Origin of the sequence: Desulfosporosinus nitroreducens (assembly GCF_023897015.1) — a bacterium.
Lineage (GTDB): Bacteria > Bacillota > Desulfitobacteriia > Desulfitobacteriales > Desulfitobacteriaceae > Desulfosporosinus > Desulfosporosinus nitroreducens.
Genome location: NZ_JAMHFY010000048.1, coordinates 1 through 16,736, shown reverse-complemented (window position 1 = coordinate 16,736; position 16,736 = coordinate 1). Strand labels below are relative to the sequence as shown.

Sequence of the window (16,736 nt, the reverse complement as noted above, 5' to 3'; positions counted from 1 at the left end):
TCAGGAGTGTATATGAAATATCTTGATTTTATAATGCCCCTTTTTCAAAATGTCCTTGACATGGGGACCAGTTTATTTTGAGAGATTTTGATTTTTTAAGTGGTCCCTTTTTGGCATGTATAGTTGACATATTGGTTTTAAACCGGCTCAGATGCATACAAAATGACCTCTAAAAGTCCTGGAAATCGGATTTCAAGGTCATCACATCGTAAAGAAACTAATCTTTGCGTTCCCTCACTACGTATCTTTATTATCCCAGACTCTCGTAATACTCTAATGTGATGTGATAAGGTAGATTTGGCCATGGATACGTCAAGATCACGACAGCTATGTTCTCCAATACCGAATAATTTTTTGAAAATCCTTAAACGAGTTTGGTCACTAAGTGCATAGAATACGTTTATTAATTTTATTTGTTCTGTTGGTGGATGATAAATTTCTTTCATACATTGAATTATATCAAATATTATGTTAGAATTCAATGTATGAAAGTTCTATAGTTTTAGTCCTTTAGTACTTTAGTTTATAGAGTGAGGGGGCATTTATACGAGTGATTTCCAATAAGCGAACAACTTGGTATTGAACGAACATGTAGAATGATAGATAAGAGTGGTTAAGACCAAGTCTTACGTGTAGTGTTCTGTAATCAGCATTTAGGCCATCTCTGGCTCAGTGTAACATAACCTGAAGGTTAATTATTAAGGGGGAAATGAAATGAGTAATTCTGATAAAGCAACATTGATGTTTTATGAAACTGGTTTTGTATGCAGCCAGGCTGTTTTTGCCACGTTAGGTGAACAACTAGGTATAGAAAGGAAACAAGCCCTTAAAATTGCTGCTGGGTTTGGTGGAGGAGTAGCTTCCCAAGGCGGTATTTGTGGAGCAGTGAGTGGTGCGATTATGGCAATTGGATTAAAGCATGGTCATGATGAGAGTTCTGATGAATACGCAAAAAATGAAACTATCTTTCTTGCCCAGGAACTAATCGAAAAGATCAAAGATAAGTATGGTTGTTATACGTGTAAAGGTATTACCAGGATAGACTTTACGATGCCGGAAGGCCGAAAGCTTGCTAAGGAGAGAGGCTTATGGAAGAAAAACGGGCTTTGTTTTAATTTAATAAAAGATACCGTAGAAATAGTAGAGGAGATGTGGCAATAGAAAATATTAGAAAATAATCAAAGACAGATTTTATGCTGAATCAATAATTTATTACTTAATTGGTTCGTTAAGTGAATCCCGTGATGATGCGATGGCTCATCGGAAAGTCCCCAATTATTTTTATAGCTGTTAAGCTGTCGTTACCAGTCGCTCTTGGCTTAGTATTTTGGAGGATACGGAATAGATCACGTAAGTTTGTTGCTTACTCATTGAGGCTTGTTTTGATCGTCTATGCGGTTGTGATGGGATCTCATGTTTATTGGATTATTAATTAGTGATAACAAGAGGCATAAAGGGCTGTCCAATAGAAATTACATTCTCTATTGGACAGCCCTTTTGCTTATTTAAGGTAACGAATAATGCGGCAAGTATGGGTACATGGAGTCTATGATACCTACGAAAAATATTAAAAGCGTAATGAGCAATATTATGACTGTTATTTTCCGTAATTTATTGAGCTGTATGCCTTTTTGACGAAATATCTTAAGAATTAAGTAGCCAATGAAAACTTCGACCGCTTCGACAACATTTTTAGGATTAGCTGCAAGCCTCAAGACACCGCCCTTCTCAACCCACATAATGGCGATATCTCTGGGAAGCTTGTCATCGTGGTAAACCTCCATGAAGAATTTACCTTTATTTTACTCCTTCCGTCCTATAATGACGATTACGTAAAGCACCAGCAGTCTATCAATAAGGCCGCTGGTGCTTATGTTTGTGAACTCGCAAATCTCTTCATTACGTAGCTTTGCTAATTCTTTAGACACTAGTGCCAAAATTTGAGATGGACACAAATAATATCAGAAACGAAACAATTAAACATAATGGAGAAAAAAGAAACGTGTCCCATAAACTGAATTTGGTTCCCGTCCTTTTCTTGAAAAATCCAATTGTTTTAAAGTTTCCAATTGCCCTCAACAAAAAGATAAAACATATTCCCCCCAAAGCCCTGTCTGAAAAAACCAAGAAGGAAGCTTGGTAGCAAAAACCTCCATTCTGCCAAGAATCAGCAGTATCGGCAACGCGAGGATAATCGCTAACAAAATTGTGGTGGCTTTGGATGGATTGAATACAGGCTTGCCGTTTTGAACGGGAATAGCTACATCATATCCCCACCTGCCACCAACACCCCAGTACACGTGAATGAGACTTAAAATGTTGATGTAGGTGATAAAGTTACCAGCGGCCAGGTGCTATTTACCTTAGATACAGCAGAACTTCAGGCTCAGCTGCAAATACAGCAGGCAGCATTGGCTACATCACAGACAAACTTAGCGAAAACAAGCTTAGCATCAGAGCAATAGTAAGAACGTCTTTCAAAGATCATGGCTTTGAGAGGTCAGGGTATAGCCGGGAAGGTGATGAGTGTAGTAGCCCTTAATCGGTTAGCTCGAATGAATCGAGTAGATTTGGATTTCATAATATAGATTCGGTTAGGGGCATCACGAAACGTGATGCTCCTTTTGTCTACACAGGAACATTAGCGACTGGAGCAAATAATGCAATTTAAGATTTATAAAGAATAATCAAAAGTACAATTGTGTACGTTAGCACCGACACTGTCTTAGGATGTGCGTCTCCTTGACATAGCGTGCCTAATATCATACTGTTGAATTTGACTGAAACACACGATGCAAAAGTATGGGTTAGCCTTGTTAATTATGAAGTGTGGCAGAAAAGGTTAAAGAAATTGATCACAGAAAACAAGGAGATCATGGCAAAATGAAAATACTATTTGTTGAAGACGATCGAATAATTGCGTCAGGTCTTTGCTACTCACTCACCCAAGAAGGGTATCTTGTAACTCACTGTGTGGATGTTAAGTCAGCAAAAACTACACTTTATGAGAATAGCTTTGACTTAGCGATCCTTGATCTATCCCTTCCAGACGGAAATGGTTATGATCTTTGCAAATTAATCAAGGCCAAGGAAGATATCCCAGTCATATTTTTGACGGCAATTGATGACGAGGTTAATGTCGTGATGGGTCTCGATATGGGCGCTGATGACTATATTACAAAGCCATTTCGAATAAGAGAGCTGCTCTCTCGCCTTAAATCGGTTACTCGCCGGTATGACAAGACAGGGCTTATAAAAACAGTTTACCAGTTGAGTAATCTTCAGATAGATACTGCCCAGGCAAAGGTCTATAAAGGAGAACAGGAAATTGTATTAACCTCTCTTGAGTATCGTTTGCTCTTATTATTTGCGAATAACGAGGGACAAGTCCTCAGTCGTAATCAACTTCTAGAAGGTCTCTGGGATTTTGCAGGGGAATTTGTCAATGATAATACCTTAACGGTCTATATTAAACGTCTGCGCGAAAAGATCGAGGATGATAGTCAAAACCCATCAATTATCAAAACTGTTCGTGGAATCGGATATAAAGGGGGCAGCTAAGTTGTTGCGAAATAAGGAAATTAAACTATATATCACACTTTTGGCTGCAGTTGTAATAGTAGGTTTTGTTGCCTGCTATTTTTTTAATCCCGTCTCAGGGATCATCGCCTTGTTAGCGTTGCTTTTAATGGGTGCAGTATCCTTCATGTTTACGAGATGGAGATATCAGCAAATAGCTAAGCTAACCGAATATCTAAAGCGAATTGCAGATGGCGAATACTCCCTTGATATTAGAGATAATGATGAAGGCGAGCTTAGCATCCTTAAAAGTGAACTATATAAAGTAACAGTAACCCTCTCTGAGCAAGCCGTCCTCTTGAAAAAAGACAAGCGTTATCTTGCAGATTCAATCTCAGATATTTCACATCAGCTTAAAACGCCTATTACCTCAATGTCTGTTATGACAGACCTGATAAGTGATGAAAATCTACCCCTGGATAAACGTGTAGAATTCACCCAAAATATTCGTTCACAGCTTGAAAGACTTCAATGGCTTGTGGCATCACTGCTCAAGCTGTCGAAGATTGATGCAGGGACAATTAAGTTTAAGAAAGAGCTTGTAAATGTACAAGACCTTATTACACGATCCATTGAACATTTACTAATCCCCATGGAAATAAAAGAGCAAACCCTTGAAATCAGCGGAGATGAGCATACTGAATTTATTGGGGATTTTAATTGGTCGTCAGAAGCCTTGACAAATATCATTAAAAATTGTCTTGAGCATACACCTTGCGGTGGAACGATCGGTATTAGCTATAGTGAAACCCCAATTTTTACCCTTATTAAGGTATACGATCAGGGTGAGGGTATCCATAAGCATGACTTACCCTACATATTTGATCGGTTTTATAAAGGGAGAAATGCGCACAGTGACAGCATAGGAATTGGGTTGGCCATGTCAAAAAGCATTGTAATAAACCAAGGCGGTAGTATAGAAGTTACCAGTGAAAAGGATAAAGGGACACTATTTACGATCAAGTTCTACAAAAGCGTTGTGTGACAAAATTGTCACCGAACTAGTCACCGTAGAGTTATATTAGGCAACTATACTAACATTATAGGAAATAGGAAAAGGAGTTAGTTAGTATGGAAATATTAAGAGTGGAAAATCTGTCTAAAATCTATGGTAAAGGTGAAACTGCCGTCAAGGCACTTGATAATATTTCGTTTTCTGTTAACCAAGGTGAATTTGTTGCAATTATTGGGCCATCAGGTTCAGGGAAATCGACTCTGTTGCACACTTTGGGTGGTGTGGATACGCCTACAAGCGGCAAGGTATTCATTGAAAATACGGATGTTTATGCACTTGACGAAACAAAGCTGGCCATCTTTAGACGCAGACAAATCGGTCTTATTTATCAATTTTATAACCTGATACCCGTTCTGAGTGTAGAGGAAAATATTACCCTACCCTTATTGTTGGACGGGCGCAAGGCGGATAAAGGGCAACTTAAGGAAATAATCAGTACACTAGGTTTAACCGAGCGCTTAAACCATCTGCCCAATCAGCTATCAGGGGGTCAACAGCAAAGAGTGTCCATAGGACGAGCCTTAATAAATAATCCTGCACTCATGTTGGCGGATGAACCAACAGGAAATCTTGACAGCAAAAGCAGTCATGAAATTATTGAGCTTCTTAAAATGTTCAATAAAACATTTCGTCAAACCCTGATTGTAATTACCCATGATGAGCGTATAGCCTTACAGGCAGATCGAATCATGACAATAGAAGACGGGCGAATCACGAAGGATGAGGTGCTTCGTCGATGAACATTATTAATAAACTAACGATAAGACATTTGAAGCAAAACAAACGACGAACGCTTGTAACAATCCTTGGAGTGATTATTTCCGTCGCCATGGTGACGGCTGTGGCAACTATTAGTGTGTCTTTTATGGAATTATTGCAAAGGCAGACGATTGCCAGTGATGGAGAATGGCATGTCCTTTACCAAGATGTGACCAAGGAGCAGCTCGAAGCGGTAAAAAACGATGAGGTAACGAAAGCCCTTGTTATCTCAAGAGATCGTGGCTATGCTCTTTTAGAGGAAGGACAAAATAGAAATAAGCCCTATTTATTTATCAAGGAGTATAATGCCCAAGGGTTTGAACAGTTTCCCATTGAATTGAGTCAAGGGCGACTTCCGAAGGCGAACAATGAAGTTGTGATTTCAGAAGAAATTGCTGAAAATGCCAAAGTAGACTACGAGATTGGGGATCGTTTAATACTTGATATTGGTAAACGGTTCAACAAAGACAGTGTTCAAGAACTTTTTCAGCGTGCCCCATTACAATTAGAGAATGGTAAAAGAACCGAAACATTAAAAGGTAGTCTAACTAAGAGCTACACGGTTGTAGGAATCATCAAACGACCTATCTGGGAACCAACATGGGCACCGGGGTATACGATAATAAGCTATATCGATGAGAGAATGATAGGAGCAAATGAGACTGTTAATGCCTCGGTTGTACTAAATAAAGTTAAAAGCTCACTATACACTCATGCAGAAGAGCTAGCTAAGAAAAACCAAATTCAAATCGATAAGATCCAATTTAATAACAATTTACTCCGCTATTATGGGGTCACGAATAACGATAACTTGAATAGCACTATATATTCACTATCAGCGGTGATTATGGGGATCATTATTATAGGCGCTGTTTCGTTAATCTATAATGCCTTCGCTATTTCTGTGTCAGAACGTTCCCGTCATTTAGGCATGCTCTCCAGCGTAGGGGCTACGAAAAGGCAGAAAAGAAACTCGGTGTTATTTGAGGCAGCAATCATTGGTTTGATCAGTATCCCGCTTGGAATCATTGGTGGTCTTGGCGGAATGGGCATTACCTTTTGGTTCATTAACCCGATGATCCAGGGAGCGTTAAGAGGGGCACCAAAGTTAACGGTGTCCGTAACCCCCTTATCGATTTTGGCAGCCTGTGTAATTTCAATGATGACCATCTTCGTTTCAGCGTATCTGCCAGCCAGAAAGGCATCTAAAATCTCTGCTATTGATGCGATTCGGCAAACAGCCGATGTTAAGCTGACAGGTAAAGCAGTAAAAACGTCAAAGTTCATGCGCAAGCTATTCGGAATCGAAGCAGAGATAGGCTTGAAAAACTTAAAAAGAAACAAACGTCGGTACCAGGCAACCTTATTTTCACTCGTCATAAGCATCGTTCTGTTTTTAGCAGTATCGTTTTTTACCGCCAATTTAACAAAATCTCTGGAGCTCTCACAGGATGGTGTGAATTTTGATATTCAAGTATCAATAGAAAGCGAAGATACAGAAACTGTTGATCAGTTGATGAAATCAATTGCTTCCCTAGATAATGTAACGGAATATAGTCTTATGAGAGATTTAACGTTGAACTCTTGGATAAACCAAGAATCAATGGCTAAGGAATTGCACGAGCAAGTAGATAAAGATAAGAGTATGCTTAAGAACGGAAAATATCGTTACGACATCGATTTACATGCTTTAAATAATGAGAATCTGAAAGCATACGCGGTGGAGATTGGCGCAGATTATGAACAACTAGTAAATCCGAAAAATTTAACTGGAATCGTGATAGATACCATCAAGGATAGGGAAGCGGGGAAATATGTAGAAACAAAGGCTATAAATACTAAAATAGGTGAAACGATTGATTTATTCTATGCTGTTGGGGGGGAGACATTAGAAGAGAGGCATTTAAATCAATTAGAAATCGCCGCCTTGACAGATCAATCGACCATGGGCGTCTTTCCAGCAGGAGTAGGCGGGTTAACTATCATTGTCTCAGAACAAGTCCTGGATCAATTAATGGATGATAAAGAGATTCCCAACGTTCATACACAACTCTTACTGAAAAGTACTGATCCAATAGCGACTCAACACCAAATTGAGGATCTGAAAGAGAACAATCTCTCTATTTACAATGTTTACAAAAGCAGACAGCAAGAAGAGCAGATGATCGTGTTAATGTCGGTGTTTACCTATGGCTTTATCGTATTAATTACGGCGATTTCGATTGCCAACATTTTCAATACAATCTCAACGAGCATTTCCCTGCGAAAACGAGAATTCGCAATGCTGAAATCGGTGGGGATGACCCCAAAAGGCTTTAGTAAAATGATAAACTATGAAAGTATTTTTTATGGAATCAAGTCGTTGTTCTACGGCCTGCCGATCAGCATAGTTGTGATGTATTTAATCCATAGGTCATTGATGAACAGCTTTGATTATAGCTTCGCCCTTCCTTGGATAAGTATTTTATATGTTATTGCGGCGGTGTTTATCATCGTTAGTTCCGCAATGCTGTACTCCAGCGCCAAAGTTAAGAAGGAAAACATTATTGATGCCCTGAAGCAGGAGAATATCTAGGCCCTGAAGATTTAGGCGATTGAGTCTTCATGTCTTTACCTTATCATCTCTATGTTTTGATGGGGGAGTTTGACGAATTTGGGATGCTTGTTATTTTGCTGAGAATTGAATTATCGGAATGACAAACAAAAACACCTTATCCCGAATTCGAGATAAGGTGTTAGTTTTTTTTAGCTTAGTCCTTATAGAGGTTATCACTATCTGACCATCCTTCATATACGTCGGAGCTTACATCTAGAAAGGAAAATTAACATGAATATGATATCTCAGCCCTTAGCTGGTTTCTTGATGATTTTCTGGTCTGAAGTGACCCATATAAACCCCGAATACACGCACTTGATTTGGCAGAACTTCAATAACTTTATGCTTGCTATTTCCAGACATTAACTTTATTAGTGGTGATCCTTCCGACCATTTTATACGCTTCAGGGTTCCCTCTTCATCATTGTTGATGAGTGCGGCCACGATTTGACCATTATAATCTGCCCACTGCGCATAACGCATGAAGACAATATCTCCAGACTCGATACCGGCACCGATCATGCTGTCATGCTTCACCCTCAAGGCATAGTCTGGTTGACGACTATCTTGGAATGGATAATGGATATAGCCCTCAACATTCTGCTCAGCCAGTAATCCTTCACCAGCACAGATTCTGTCAATAAGGGGTATAGACTTATATGACTGAGTTTTCTTAAATGATGAATTTATGTCAGACTTTAAGACATTTAATGAGTCGGCAATCTTTTGTAGATTACCAGGGGGAATTAATGTTTTTCCATTCACGTAGTCTGATATTGTGCTTGTTGGTAATTCAGTTTTATTGCTTAGATCGGTTTGACTAACACCTTTAAGATGTAGGATCCGTTTGAGGTTGCCAGAAATGTCCGCGATCATGTCAAGCTCAACCTCGGTATACTTACTGCGTGCCACATAATTCCCTCCAAAGCCAAAAAATATTCTATTCCGAGTATATCCGATTTTATGAATAATAAATAGTAGGTTAGATTAAAATATATGTTGACTATCCGATTAAATCGGAATAGAATTAAGGCAAACAAGTTGAACCAGAGGTTCAAGATTACATGGCGATTAGCAAGGGTGAATAGAGGACACCCAAGGAAAACTTAAAATTATATGCTTTTTACTAGTAATTTGGCTTTAGATTATTTTTGATTTGCAGTTTTAAGTTAGTTGATGAGTTATTATTGTTCCGGATGATCGCTAAATTAATCCAGCCCTTATGGATGACTTTATTTCCGGAAAAATGACTAACGGTATTATAAACCGTATATATATTGTAATAGAACTAAATATTGCGTTTTGTGGGTAAGCAACCAATTTCTCTCTGAAAGGGGGAACTGGGGCTCATGAAAACATATGAAACGATGATGATTGCGATCGGATCCTGTTCATTACTAGTAAGTTTACTAGTTTTAATCGTGGAGGTGATAAAAGCAATTAGTAGATAAACTATTTTTCTTGACAGGTAAAAAGTAGCCAGCGCCAAACCGAGCTACTTCTCACCAACCGGTAAGGTTGCCTTGCCCGCACAGATAAGGATATTTCCTTATCTTTTTTTGCTTGCAATATCAAAATTATGTCGCCTGTTCCATTGGCATTACAAAATTAAAAATAATAATAGTAATGAGATCCAATTCCCATGTCCCGTGGGAAATCCTTTATAAGGCGAAATTCCTGTTATTACACATTAGGCGGCTACTGTGCCGATCGTCCAAGAAATTGTGTTTTGGTTACAATGTTTTGACGATTTCGACAATAGAGCTGGTATATGCTGGAATTGTCCGAACGAATCGCACAATTTGGGACTAAAGTCCTGCTGGTACGAGCGGAGGTTTGAATTATGCAATTTACCATGCGCGCTGTTAGAGTTTCCTGCGGGTATGCAGAAGATGAGGTTGCCAGATATTGTGGAGTATCAACTGAGACGATAAATGAATTGGAGATTGATTCTGGTCAGATAGATTATAATTTATTATCGAAACTTATTGATCTTTATGGAGTTCCCCTAGATATTATCTACCTAGGGTCTGAAACTGACAGCCATCAAAAGCACAGGAATGACCCTAGGATAACATTTTAGTAACGTAATCATTGCGAATACGTCAAATGAGCATTTTCACTCGCCACATTGAAGCATCCGACGTATTGTCCCATATCAAGACGACACTACAGAAAAGGAGGGGAATAATATCGTTAACTTAGAAAACTAGATCGATTGGGAGGAAGTGGATCGCCAAAATAAGTTGATGCGGAACGCTACTTATTTAGCTCAGGAGTTTTAAAATAAAATGATTTTGAGGTGAAGAAAGATGAGTCATAACTATTCAAATGAATTAAACAATAATGAAGTAAAATTAATTCCGTATGAAGTGTTATCGATTGCTGCCGGGTTTACTTTTACTGAAATACCTGCCGGTGTGAAACTTGTTAACGCCCCAACAGCATGGGATAAGTGTGAAAAGGGTAAGGACATTGTAGTTGCTGTATTAGATACAGGATGCCAAACCGATCATGTAGATTTAAAAGACCGTATTATTGATGGACGCAATTTTACAACAGATTATGATAGTGATCCTAATAACTTTTCTGATAATGTGGGGCATGGTACTCATGTAGCAGGTACAATTGCGGCATCAGAAAACAATATAGGTGTTTTAGGAGTAGCACCATTAGCCAAGCTACTCATTGTAAAAGTGCTTGCGGGTAATGGATCGGGGGCATATGAGTGGATTATAAATGGGATTAATTATGCGGTAAATTGGAGAGGTCCTAGTGGAGAAAAGGCACGAGTAATTTCAATGTCTTTAGGAGGACCTCAAGATGTTCCAGAACTACACCAGGCTGTAAAAAATGCAGTGAATAACGGTATATTAGTCGTTTGTGCAGCTGGTAATGGTGGAGATTGTAGCCCCCAAACAGAGGAGTTAGATTATCCAGGAGCATATCAAGAAGTTGTAGAAGTTGGTGCAGTTGATTTAAATAAAAAAATATCTTGTTTTAGTAATTCAAATAAAAATGTAGATTTGGTTGCACCAGGAGATGGAATTTTGTCAACTTATATAGGTGGAGGATATGCAACATTGAGAGGGACTTCAATGGCAACTCCACACGTTTCGGGAGGATCTGCATTAATTATTAAGCAATGTGAAAAAGAATTTGAAAGAACATTATCAGAAAACGAAATTTATGCTCAATTAATAAAGAGAACAAATGCTCTTGGTAATCCAAAGTGTTTGGAAGGTAATGGCTTGTTAGATTTAGCAAAAGACTAAAACTAAGCTATCCCCCTCTCTAATTAATGGTCTAGTTTTATCAGAAATTGATTAATCGACAGTAGCAGCTCGAAGACAAAGAAAAGGCCAGGATTATTTAATCCTGGCTGAGTTCATTTACGAGTGGCTTGGGGACATGATTAAAGCGGACAGCACGGAAGAAAGACTATCTAAATTAGAGCCGGAACAGGTTATCGCAGAATATTTCACGGCGTTGGATAATAAAGAGGCTAAGACCGCGGGATACTGTATCTCGAAAATAACTCTGCTGGAAAATTTGACATCAAATATGCTAAATGAGGAATTATTTAACGAGGGGGTCGGATTACCTTTAACCAATGTGGATATTGGAGCTAAATCAAGTTTTGATAACCTGAAGTCCGCAAAGCTGTTAAAAGTTAAGCTGATTGACGAAATAGATGAAAATGCTAAAATCTTTAGGGTAACTGTGAACCTGCAGTATAACAAGGAATGGTCCATAGGCAACGGACGTCAATTTTGGGATTGTCGCATGGTTTATGAATCTCCTCAGACGGGATGGAAAATAGTAGGTTTTGGTCATGGTTGATTAACGGTTCGGTCAATTCGCTATGCCAATCACAACAGGATTCCTCGTTTCGACCTTTTTTGCTGTGGTTATCGCCTTTAGTGTTTATAATTATTTCACTAAGAATTCCTTCGAATTTTCAAATCATAATCGCAAAACCCAAATAATTTTTATCATTGGTTTTACGGCAGTGTGGACAGCGGTACTGTTATTTAGAGTGTTTATGGGAAAAACCGTTTTATGGCATAAATTGTCTGTATCCCACCCTGTTCCTGGCTAAAACCCGACATTAGAGAAACTAAAACTTTGGATAATTGGATTGAAGAATTGAAAAATGAGTTAAAGAGGCTCATTCGGTTTCAGGTGAATAATAATGCTGATTCTGAGGTCTATAATGAGGAAGTACAAAAGGGTATCTGGGGAACTTGAGAAAGTACGAAAGAAAAGGTTGGAGCATGATAAGATTAACGACTTGAAGGACGGGATGAAACAAAGGTTTGATGAAATCCTAGAGACGATAAATAGCAGGGAAGAACTGCTTGAAGAATTTGATAAGGACATATTTAATGCGTTGGTTGTGATAGACATTCTCAAACCAACGCATTGTTTTTGATTTGAAGAGCGGGATGAAAGGAAATTATTGTATAAATATCTTATATAAAATATAATGGAAAAATAGAGAAAATGGGTAATTAATGCTTTGTTTATGTTTCGTAAACACACAGAAAGAGCAATTAGACTTGCACAAAATTCAAAAGTCATAAACGATGAAATGGTTATCGAATTATCTAAAGCTTGTCATTATCTAGAAGATTTGTGTGAAACACATCATGTAACAAATAAAGTTGCCATGGTCCACTGTCATTTGTACTTAAGAAAAATAGATCAAACTATCATATCGAACCATAGTGAATTTGAAAAATATAAAATAACTTCAGTCAATGATTTTAAAACAATTAATACTTTACATAAAGGCGAAAAACAATTTTGGAGCGCATTTGATTATTATGGACAATTTTTGACTTATAGTTATCTAAGAAATCGTTGCGGTGACAATGCATTTTTACAACTCTGTGACTGGTATGCTGGTTATTCAAGCGACTTTGCATCAGGTGTAGGATCGATATATCATAATAATCTAAAAAATGGAATGGAAATTGTAAACTTAAATGTTACTGGAGATTATAATGTGAGAAATGCGAAAAACTGGGAAAGGTCGGCTTGGGCATTGTCGCAGAATATAAACGATTGGAATAAAAATATTGAGCAAACTTTAAAGTTGTCACAAGTTAGCGTTGCGATTTTTTTGTTTAATTTTTTGTTATATCTTGAAGAGCCATCTCTATTTAATTTTCCACTTAAAGATTAGCCTTTTAGAAGGTGTATTGGTGCATAAAAATGATACTTTTTATATCCTTTTTAACGTGACAGGGCATACAGAATGCGTTGTCGAATTATGTCGGGCAGAGAAATGTTAGGTATGAATTGCACATGAGCTAATATTTTAATAGCAGAGAAGATGCCTATTTAAGCATTAGATTATTTGAAAGGGGATTTGATTATGAAATATACAGGATCATGTCTTTGTGGTGAAGTCACTTTTGAGATAGAAGGGGATTTTGAGGATTTTTTTCTTTGTCATTGTGAACGATGCCGTAAGGATACAGGTTCAGCCCATGCGGCCAATCTATTTTCTTCTACAGCCAAGTTAAGATGGCTTTCTGGTAAAAATAAAGTGAAAACCTTTAACTACCATTCAGAAGGGCACATAAAAAGCTTCTGCTCCAATTGCGGATCGGCACTGCCGAATATTCAGTTTGATGGAAAGCTACTGGTTGTTCCCGCAGGATGTATTGACAGTGACGTACACATGAAACCCCAAGGGCACATCTACTGCGCGAACAAAGCAATCTGGGATAATGACTTAGAAAAAGTACCAAAGTTTGAAGAACTCCCAAATAGATGAAGAAAATAGGAAGAAAAGCAATTTAAATATTTTCTTTAGGCATTATTTGAAAAATCAAGTGTTAAACAAAGAATTATCAAACATCATGGCAAATATTTTGATTCGATTATTTTGTGAAAGTCGGGGGGCTATTATATAATATCCTTCAAAAATCACATGGCGGTTAACAGAAACATATTGAGAATGTCGGTTACTGATCTGGGCTATGATTCATTTCTATACTCTGCTATAAAAAAACCAGAGATTTTCAGAGGGAGGGGAATTTGGTTGGCGATAGGCACAAATATAGTAGTAAATATCCATTTAGCGCTATAGTGTTTTGTGGCAACTGCGGGAACATTTTTAAAAGACGACAATGGAACAGCACCAATACATCGAAGAAGGTTGTATGGCAATGCAAAACCTATATAATGGACGGCAAAGATGCCTGTGGGGCCAAGGCTGTCGATGAGAAGATATTGATGAACGCCTTCGTAAAGATGTTCAATAAAATCTATGAAAACAGGCAGAGCTTTATCAAGACCTTGACCGAAAATATTGAAATGATTATTTTGCAAAGGCCAGATAGCAAAGAGGCTGAAGCCTTAGATAAACGGATTGAAAAATGAGTTGAAGAGGCTCATCCGGTTTCAGGTGAATAATAACGTCGATCCTGAGGTCTATAACGAGGAATACAAAAGCATATCTGGAGAGCTGGAGGAAGTACGAAAGAAAAGGCTGGAGATTGATAAGGACATCGAATCAAAGGATGGGCTGAAACAAAGGTTTGAGCAAATCCTAGAGACAATAAACGGCAGGGATTCACTACAGAAGACTTCGATGAACAAATATTCAATGCGTTGGTTGAGAAGATAGAAATTTTCACACCAACGCATTTTGTTTCTGAGCAAAGAGTGTGGATGAGGGTGGAGGAAGAAGTGAAGAGAAACTACTATGCTCATAATCATTACAGAATCATTAATTAGATTGAATGCTTATTTTAACTATGTTATGATTTTATTGTTACTTTCAGTTGGAGTAATAATAATCATCTTTTTGTTAGTGGGCTGATGGTAAAAGGAAACTGGAAGTAATGTCATATTCACTTGCATGAATAAGGAAATAAACATTTTAGAGAAGAGATGCTAGATTTTATGAAAGCTTTTATAAAAAAACATGAGTATAATTATATAAGAAAGCATATATATGATTTAAATAATGCTTTCAGAGGTTGTGTAGATATTAATATTATTGAAGTTACTAAAGAATATATAAATGAGAAAATATTAAATATTTTTACAGATTTATCCGAGGAAGAAAAAGAGTTACTTGATATTAGTAAATTAGACCCCTTACACATTGATAAGTATTTAGCTGAGTTGAATGAATATGTATATGGAATGCCAAACATTACAAAAGAACAAATTAGTAGGTTGTTTAAAAAGGAAAAGAAATTAAAATTACCAAACCTGAATGTACAGGATTCAAAGAATGTATATTTAGGTTGGATTGATGAATCTATTAGAAAATTATATGTAGTTTACAATATGAATGGTAAACTTATAGGTATGGCATGTAGAATTAGAAATTATAATTCCAATCACAGTCAAATGTGTGCGCTTTGCAATCATGTAGGTGGCGAAAATGAAGTAGCCGTTGTTTCATCTATCTGCAAAACAGCTAATACTGGAGAAGGTGCCTTTAGGTCAATAGGCTTTGATTTATGTTTAGATAGCGAGAAGTGTAATGAACGAATTGTAGCAATCGAAAAGCTTGAGAAAATTTTAAAGAATGTTAACAATTTAGAGTGATAGTTATATGTCCAGCCCGGGAATGTAAATTGATTTGTGCAAATGGAAATTCTGCTCTTGCCAATTTAGGAGGGTACGCCTGCTGGAGAGCAACTGGAGCGCCAAATTGGTTCTGCCACAGAAACGGGGACCAGCAGGTTCCCTTCCTTTTTATCTTGTAGGAGAACCCAAGTGATAAACTCTGGGGCGAAGCCCTAAAAAACTAGAGGGCCAAACTATTCCTCAAAGTAGACCATTAACTTCGATAAGCAGCTCCTGTCACTCTCTGATCGGCATCGGATATACCCCTGAAACCTTTATGATTTTAATTGAAATATTTACAAAAAGATTGTACAATATAAATATTATTCTTAATAAATTAGAAGTTAAATATTTATGAAAGGAATAAACAGTATGATTTACAAAAATGACTTAGGATTAATAGTTACTCCTTGTGAAGGCCATAAGAACTAAATCGGCTATGCTTTGCTTGGAGATTATTTTGTTAAAATAGCTGATGTTGAATTATACGGTCCTGCTAAGTTCTTTTTGATTTTACATTAAGGACTTTAGTTAGTATGCAATTATTCAGCATTAGGCGATTTAATAGATGATTTCATACATTTGTTCATTTATGGAAACTGTTGCAAACATAGCTTTGTAACAGTTTTTTTGGTCTTTGCTTCAAGAAAAAAGAAATTTTTTTGAGGAGTAAAGATATGAAATATAGTAATGCGTACAATGTTTTACCGGTTGATATAGTGAGAATTATTCAAGAATATGTGAATGGTGAATATTTATATATACCTAGAAAAGAGGAAGAACAAAAAAAATGGGGAGAAAACAGCGGTTCAAGAAATACTTTAAAAAGAAGAAATGCAGAAATTTATCTAAAATATATAAATGGTGCTGTAATTTTGGATTTAGCTCAGGAATACTATCTTTCGGATAAAAGTATAAGAAGAATTATCGCTCAGCAAAAGAAACTTATATTCAAAATCAATACAGAATCATAAACACGTAAACATTATGAAAAAATGCGAGATATCTGTATTCTTACCCCGATACTGAGAGAAGATATCTAGTTAATCAAATTCAGAATGATGAAAACATGTAAATACCTATCGTGCCTTATTTCATCATAAATGACTAACCCCCTGAGTTAGAATAGTTGTCATGGACCTCCGAGAGAAGTATAGTGAGTTAACAGGACTCGGAGGAGGATAAATA

The 16,736-nt window shown here is 37.3% G+C and carries 21 protein-coding genes; 16 read left to right on the top strand and 5 right to left on the bottom strand.

Annotation, left to right across the window (positions count from 1 at the left end; genetic code table 11):
* Positions 1–137: 137 nt before the first annotated feature.
* Positions 138–446 carry an ArsR/SmtB family transcription factor gene (locus tag M8E35_RS25305; protein ID WP_252473747.1) on the bottom strand — a complete coding sequence of 103 codons (309 nt, stop codon included), beginning with the start codon at positions 444–446 and terminating at the stop codon, positions 138–140.
* Positions 447–714: 268 nt separating this feature from the next.
* On the opposite strand from M8E35_RS25305, the gene M8E35_RS25300 reads away from it, so the two are divergent.
* Together M8E35_RS25300 and M8E35_RS27115 are read left to right on the top strand one after the other, a co-directional pair.
* Positions 715–1,161: a C-GCAxxG-C-C family protein gene (locus M8E35_RS25300; protein WP_252473746.1), complete on the top strand. Its 447-nt coding sequence runs from the start codon at positions 715–717 to the stop codon at positions 1,159–1,161.
* Between the two features lie 83 nt (positions 1,162–1,244).
* Positions 1,245–1,436 (top strand): DUF5658 family protein, encoded by a 192-nt coding sequence (locus tag M8E35_RS27115; protein ID WP_373887484.1) that lies wholly within the window; start codon positions 1,245–1,247, stop codon positions 1,434–1,436.
* A 69-nt stretch (positions 1,437–1,505) separates the two neighbouring features.
* On the opposite strand, the gene M8E35_RS25295 is transcribed toward M8E35_RS27115, so the two are convergent.
* From M8E35_RS25295 to M8E35_RS27105, 3 genes are all read right to left on the bottom strand, one after another.
* On the bottom strand, positions 1,506–1,784 hold the full coding sequence (locus tag M8E35_RS25295) for a hypothetical protein (protein WP_252473745.1): 279 nt from the start codon (positions 1,782–1,784) through the stop codon (positions 1,506–1,508).
* Positions 1,785–1,920: 136 nt separating this feature from the next.
* Positions 1,921–2,106: a DUF3995 domain-containing protein gene (locus M8E35_RS27110; protein WP_495537920.1), complete on the bottom strand. Its 186-nt coding sequence runs from the start codon at positions 2,104–2,106 to the stop codon at positions 1,921–1,923.
* On the bottom strand, positions 2,076–2,300 hold the full coding sequence (locus tag M8E35_RS27105) for a DUF3995 domain-containing protein (RefSeq protein WP_373887483.1): 225 nt from the start codon (positions 2,298–2,300) through the stop codon (positions 2,076–2,078). Before M8E35_RS27105 ends, M8E35_RS27110 begins: the two co-directional genes overlap by 31 nt.
* 583 nt (positions 2,301–2,883) lie before the next feature.
* Here M8E35_RS27105 and M8E35_RS25285 point away from each other — a divergent pair.
* The 4 genes from M8E35_RS25285 to M8E35_RS25270 all read left to right on the top strand — a co-directional run bounded on the left by M8E35_RS25285 (position 2,884) and on the right by M8E35_RS25270 (position 7,928).
* Complete coding sequence (locus M8E35_RS25285; protein ID WP_252473743.1) at positions 2,884–3,561, top strand: response regulator transcription factor; 678 nt, start codon at positions 2,884–2,886, stop codon at positions 3,559–3,561.
* Between the two features lies 1 nt (position 3,562).
* Positions 3,563–4,564 (top strand): sensor histidine kinase, encoded by a 1,002-nt coding sequence (locus M8E35_RS25280; protein WP_252473742.1) that lies wholly within the window; start codon positions 3,563–3,565, stop codon positions 4,562–4,564.
* 86 nt (positions 4,565–4,650) lie between these two features.
* Entirely contained in the window at positions 4,651–5,334 is a 684-nt protein-coding gene (locus tag M8E35_RS25275) for an ABC transporter ATP-binding protein (RefSeq protein WP_252473741.1), read from the top strand.
* Positions 5,331–7,928, top strand: coding sequence for an ABC transporter permease (locus M8E35_RS25270; protein WP_252473740.1), 2,598 nt, complete (start codon positions 5,331–5,333; stop codon positions 7,926–7,928). Before M8E35_RS25275 ends, M8E35_RS25270 begins: the two co-directional genes overlap by 4 nt.
* A gap of 273 nt (positions 7,929–8,201) precedes the next feature.
* On the opposite strand, the gene M8E35_RS25265 is transcribed toward M8E35_RS25270, so the two are convergent.
* Complete coding sequence (locus M8E35_RS25265) at positions 8,202–8,861, bottom strand: LexA family protein (RefSeq protein ID WP_252473739.1); 660 nt, start codon at positions 8,859–8,861, stop codon at positions 8,202–8,204.
* Between the two features lie 931 nt (positions 8,862–9,792).
* Between M8E35_RS25265 and M8E35_RS25260 the strand changes: the two genes are divergently transcribed.
* The 10 genes from M8E35_RS25260 (at position 9,793) to M8E35_RS25215 (ending at position 16,522) form a co-directional block, all read left to right on the top strand.
* Positions 9,793–10,032: a helix-turn-helix domain-containing protein gene (locus tag M8E35_RS25260; RefSeq protein WP_252473738.1), complete on the top strand. Its 240-nt coding sequence runs from the start codon at positions 9,793–9,795 to the stop codon at positions 10,030–10,032.
* A gap of 229 nt (positions 10,033–10,261) precedes the next feature.
* Positions 10,262–11,224, top strand: a complete 963-nt coding sequence (locus M8E35_RS25255) for a S8 family peptidase (protein ID WP_252473737.1) — start codon at positions 10,262–10,264, stop codon at positions 11,222–11,224.
* Between the two features lie 136 nt (positions 11,225–11,360).
* Complete coding sequence (locus tag M8E35_RS25250; RefSeq protein WP_252473736.1) at positions 11,361–11,792, top strand: DUF4829 domain-containing protein; 432 nt, start codon at positions 11,361–11,363, stop codon at positions 11,790–11,792.
* A gap of 373 nt (positions 11,793–12,165) precedes the next feature.
* Positions 12,166–12,384 (top strand): hypothetical protein, encoded by a 219-nt coding sequence (locus M8E35_RS25245; protein ID WP_252473735.1) that lies wholly within the window; start codon positions 12,166–12,168, stop codon positions 12,382–12,384.
* An 87-nt stretch (positions 12,385–12,471) separates the two neighbouring features.
* A complete protein-coding gene (locus tag M8E35_RS25240) occupies positions 12,472–13,140 on the top strand; it encodes a hypothetical protein (RefSeq protein ID WP_252473734.1) in 669 nt (222 codons plus the stop codon).
* Positions 13,141–13,332: 192 nt separating this feature from the next.
* Positions 13,333–13,737, top strand: a complete 405-nt coding sequence (locus M8E35_RS25235; protein ID WP_252473733.1) for a GFA family protein — start codon at positions 13,333–13,335, stop codon at positions 13,735–13,737.
* 263 nt (positions 13,738–14,000) lie between these two features.
* Positions 14,001–14,345, top strand: a complete 345-nt coding sequence (locus M8E35_RS25230) for a recombinase zinc ribbon domain-containing protein (protein WP_252473732.1) — start codon at positions 14,001–14,003, stop codon at positions 14,343–14,345.
* Position 14,346: 1 nt separating this feature from the next.
* Positions 14,347–14,592 (top strand): hypothetical protein, encoded by a 246-nt coding sequence (locus M8E35_RS25225; protein ID WP_252473731.1) that lies wholly within the window; start codon positions 14,347–14,349, stop codon positions 14,590–14,592.
* 278 nt (positions 14,593–14,870) lie between these two features.
* Positions 14,871–15,527: a FusB/FusC family EF-G-binding protein gene (locus M8E35_RS25220; RefSeq protein WP_252473730.1), complete on the top strand. Its 657-nt coding sequence runs from the start codon at positions 14,871–14,873 to the stop codon at positions 15,525–15,527.
* Positions 15,528–16,225: 698 nt separating this feature from the next.
* Positions 16,226–16,522, top strand: a complete 297-nt coding sequence (locus M8E35_RS25215; protein WP_252473729.1) for a CD3324 family protein — start codon at positions 16,226–16,228, stop codon at positions 16,520–16,522.
* Positions 16,523–16,736: the final 214 nt, after the last annotated feature.

Excerpts from the sequence above, each read along its gene's own strand:
- M8E35_RS25250 (WP_252473736.1), top strand. The coding sequence starts at position 11,361 with ATGATTAAAGCGGACAGCACGGAAGAAAGACTATCTAAATTAGAGCCG.
- M8E35_RS25300 (WP_252473746.1), top strand. The coding sequence starts at position 715 with ATGAGTAATTCTGATAAAGCAACATTGATGTTTTATGAAACTGGTTTT.
- M8E35_RS25220 (WP_252473730.1), top strand. The coding sequence starts at position 14,871 with ATGAAAGCTTTTATAAAAAAACATGAGTATAATTATATAAGAAAGCAT.
- M8E35_RS25245 (WP_252473735.1), top strand. The coding sequence starts at position 12,166 with ATGAGGAAGTACAAAAGGGTATCTGGGGAACTTGAGAAAGTACGAAAG.
- M8E35_RS25260 (WP_252473738.1), top strand. The coding sequence starts at position 9,793 with ATGCAATTTACCATGCGCGCTGTTAGAGTTTCCTGCGGGTATGCAGAA.
- M8E35_RS25235 (WP_252473733.1), top strand. The coding sequence starts at position 13,333 with ATGAAATATACAGGATCATGTCTTTGTGGTGAAGTCACTTTTGAGATA.
- M8E35_RS25305 (WP_252473747.1), bottom strand. The coding sequence starts at position 446 with ATGAAAGAAATTTATCATCCACCAACAGAACAAATAAAATTAATAAAC.
- M8E35_RS25275 (WP_252473741.1), top strand. The coding sequence starts at position 4,651 with ATGGAAATATTAAGAGTGGAAAATCTGTCTAAAATCTATGGTAAAGGT.
- M8E35_RS25255 (WP_252473737.1), top strand. The coding sequence starts at position 10,262 with ATGAGTCATAACTATTCAAATGAATTAAACAATAATGAAGTAAAATTA.
- M8E35_RS25295 (WP_252473745.1), bottom strand. The coding sequence starts at position 1,784 with ATGGAGGTTTACCACGATGACAAGCTTCCCAGAGATATCGCCATTATG.
- M8E35_RS25270 (WP_252473740.1), top strand. The coding sequence starts at position 5,331 with ATGAACATTATTAATAAACTAACGATAAGACATTTGAAGCAAAACAAA.
- M8E35_RS27115 (WP_373887484.1), top strand. The coding sequence starts at position 1,245 with ATGATGCGATGGCTCATCGGAAAGTCCCCAATTATTTTTATAGCTGTT.
- M8E35_RS25215 (WP_252473729.1), top strand. The coding sequence starts at position 16,226 with ATGAAATATAGTAATGCGTACAATGTTTTACCGGTTGATATAGTGAGA.
- M8E35_RS25285 (WP_252473743.1), top strand. The coding sequence starts at position 2,884 with ATGAAAATACTATTTGTTGAAGACGATCGAATAATTGCGTCAGGTCTT.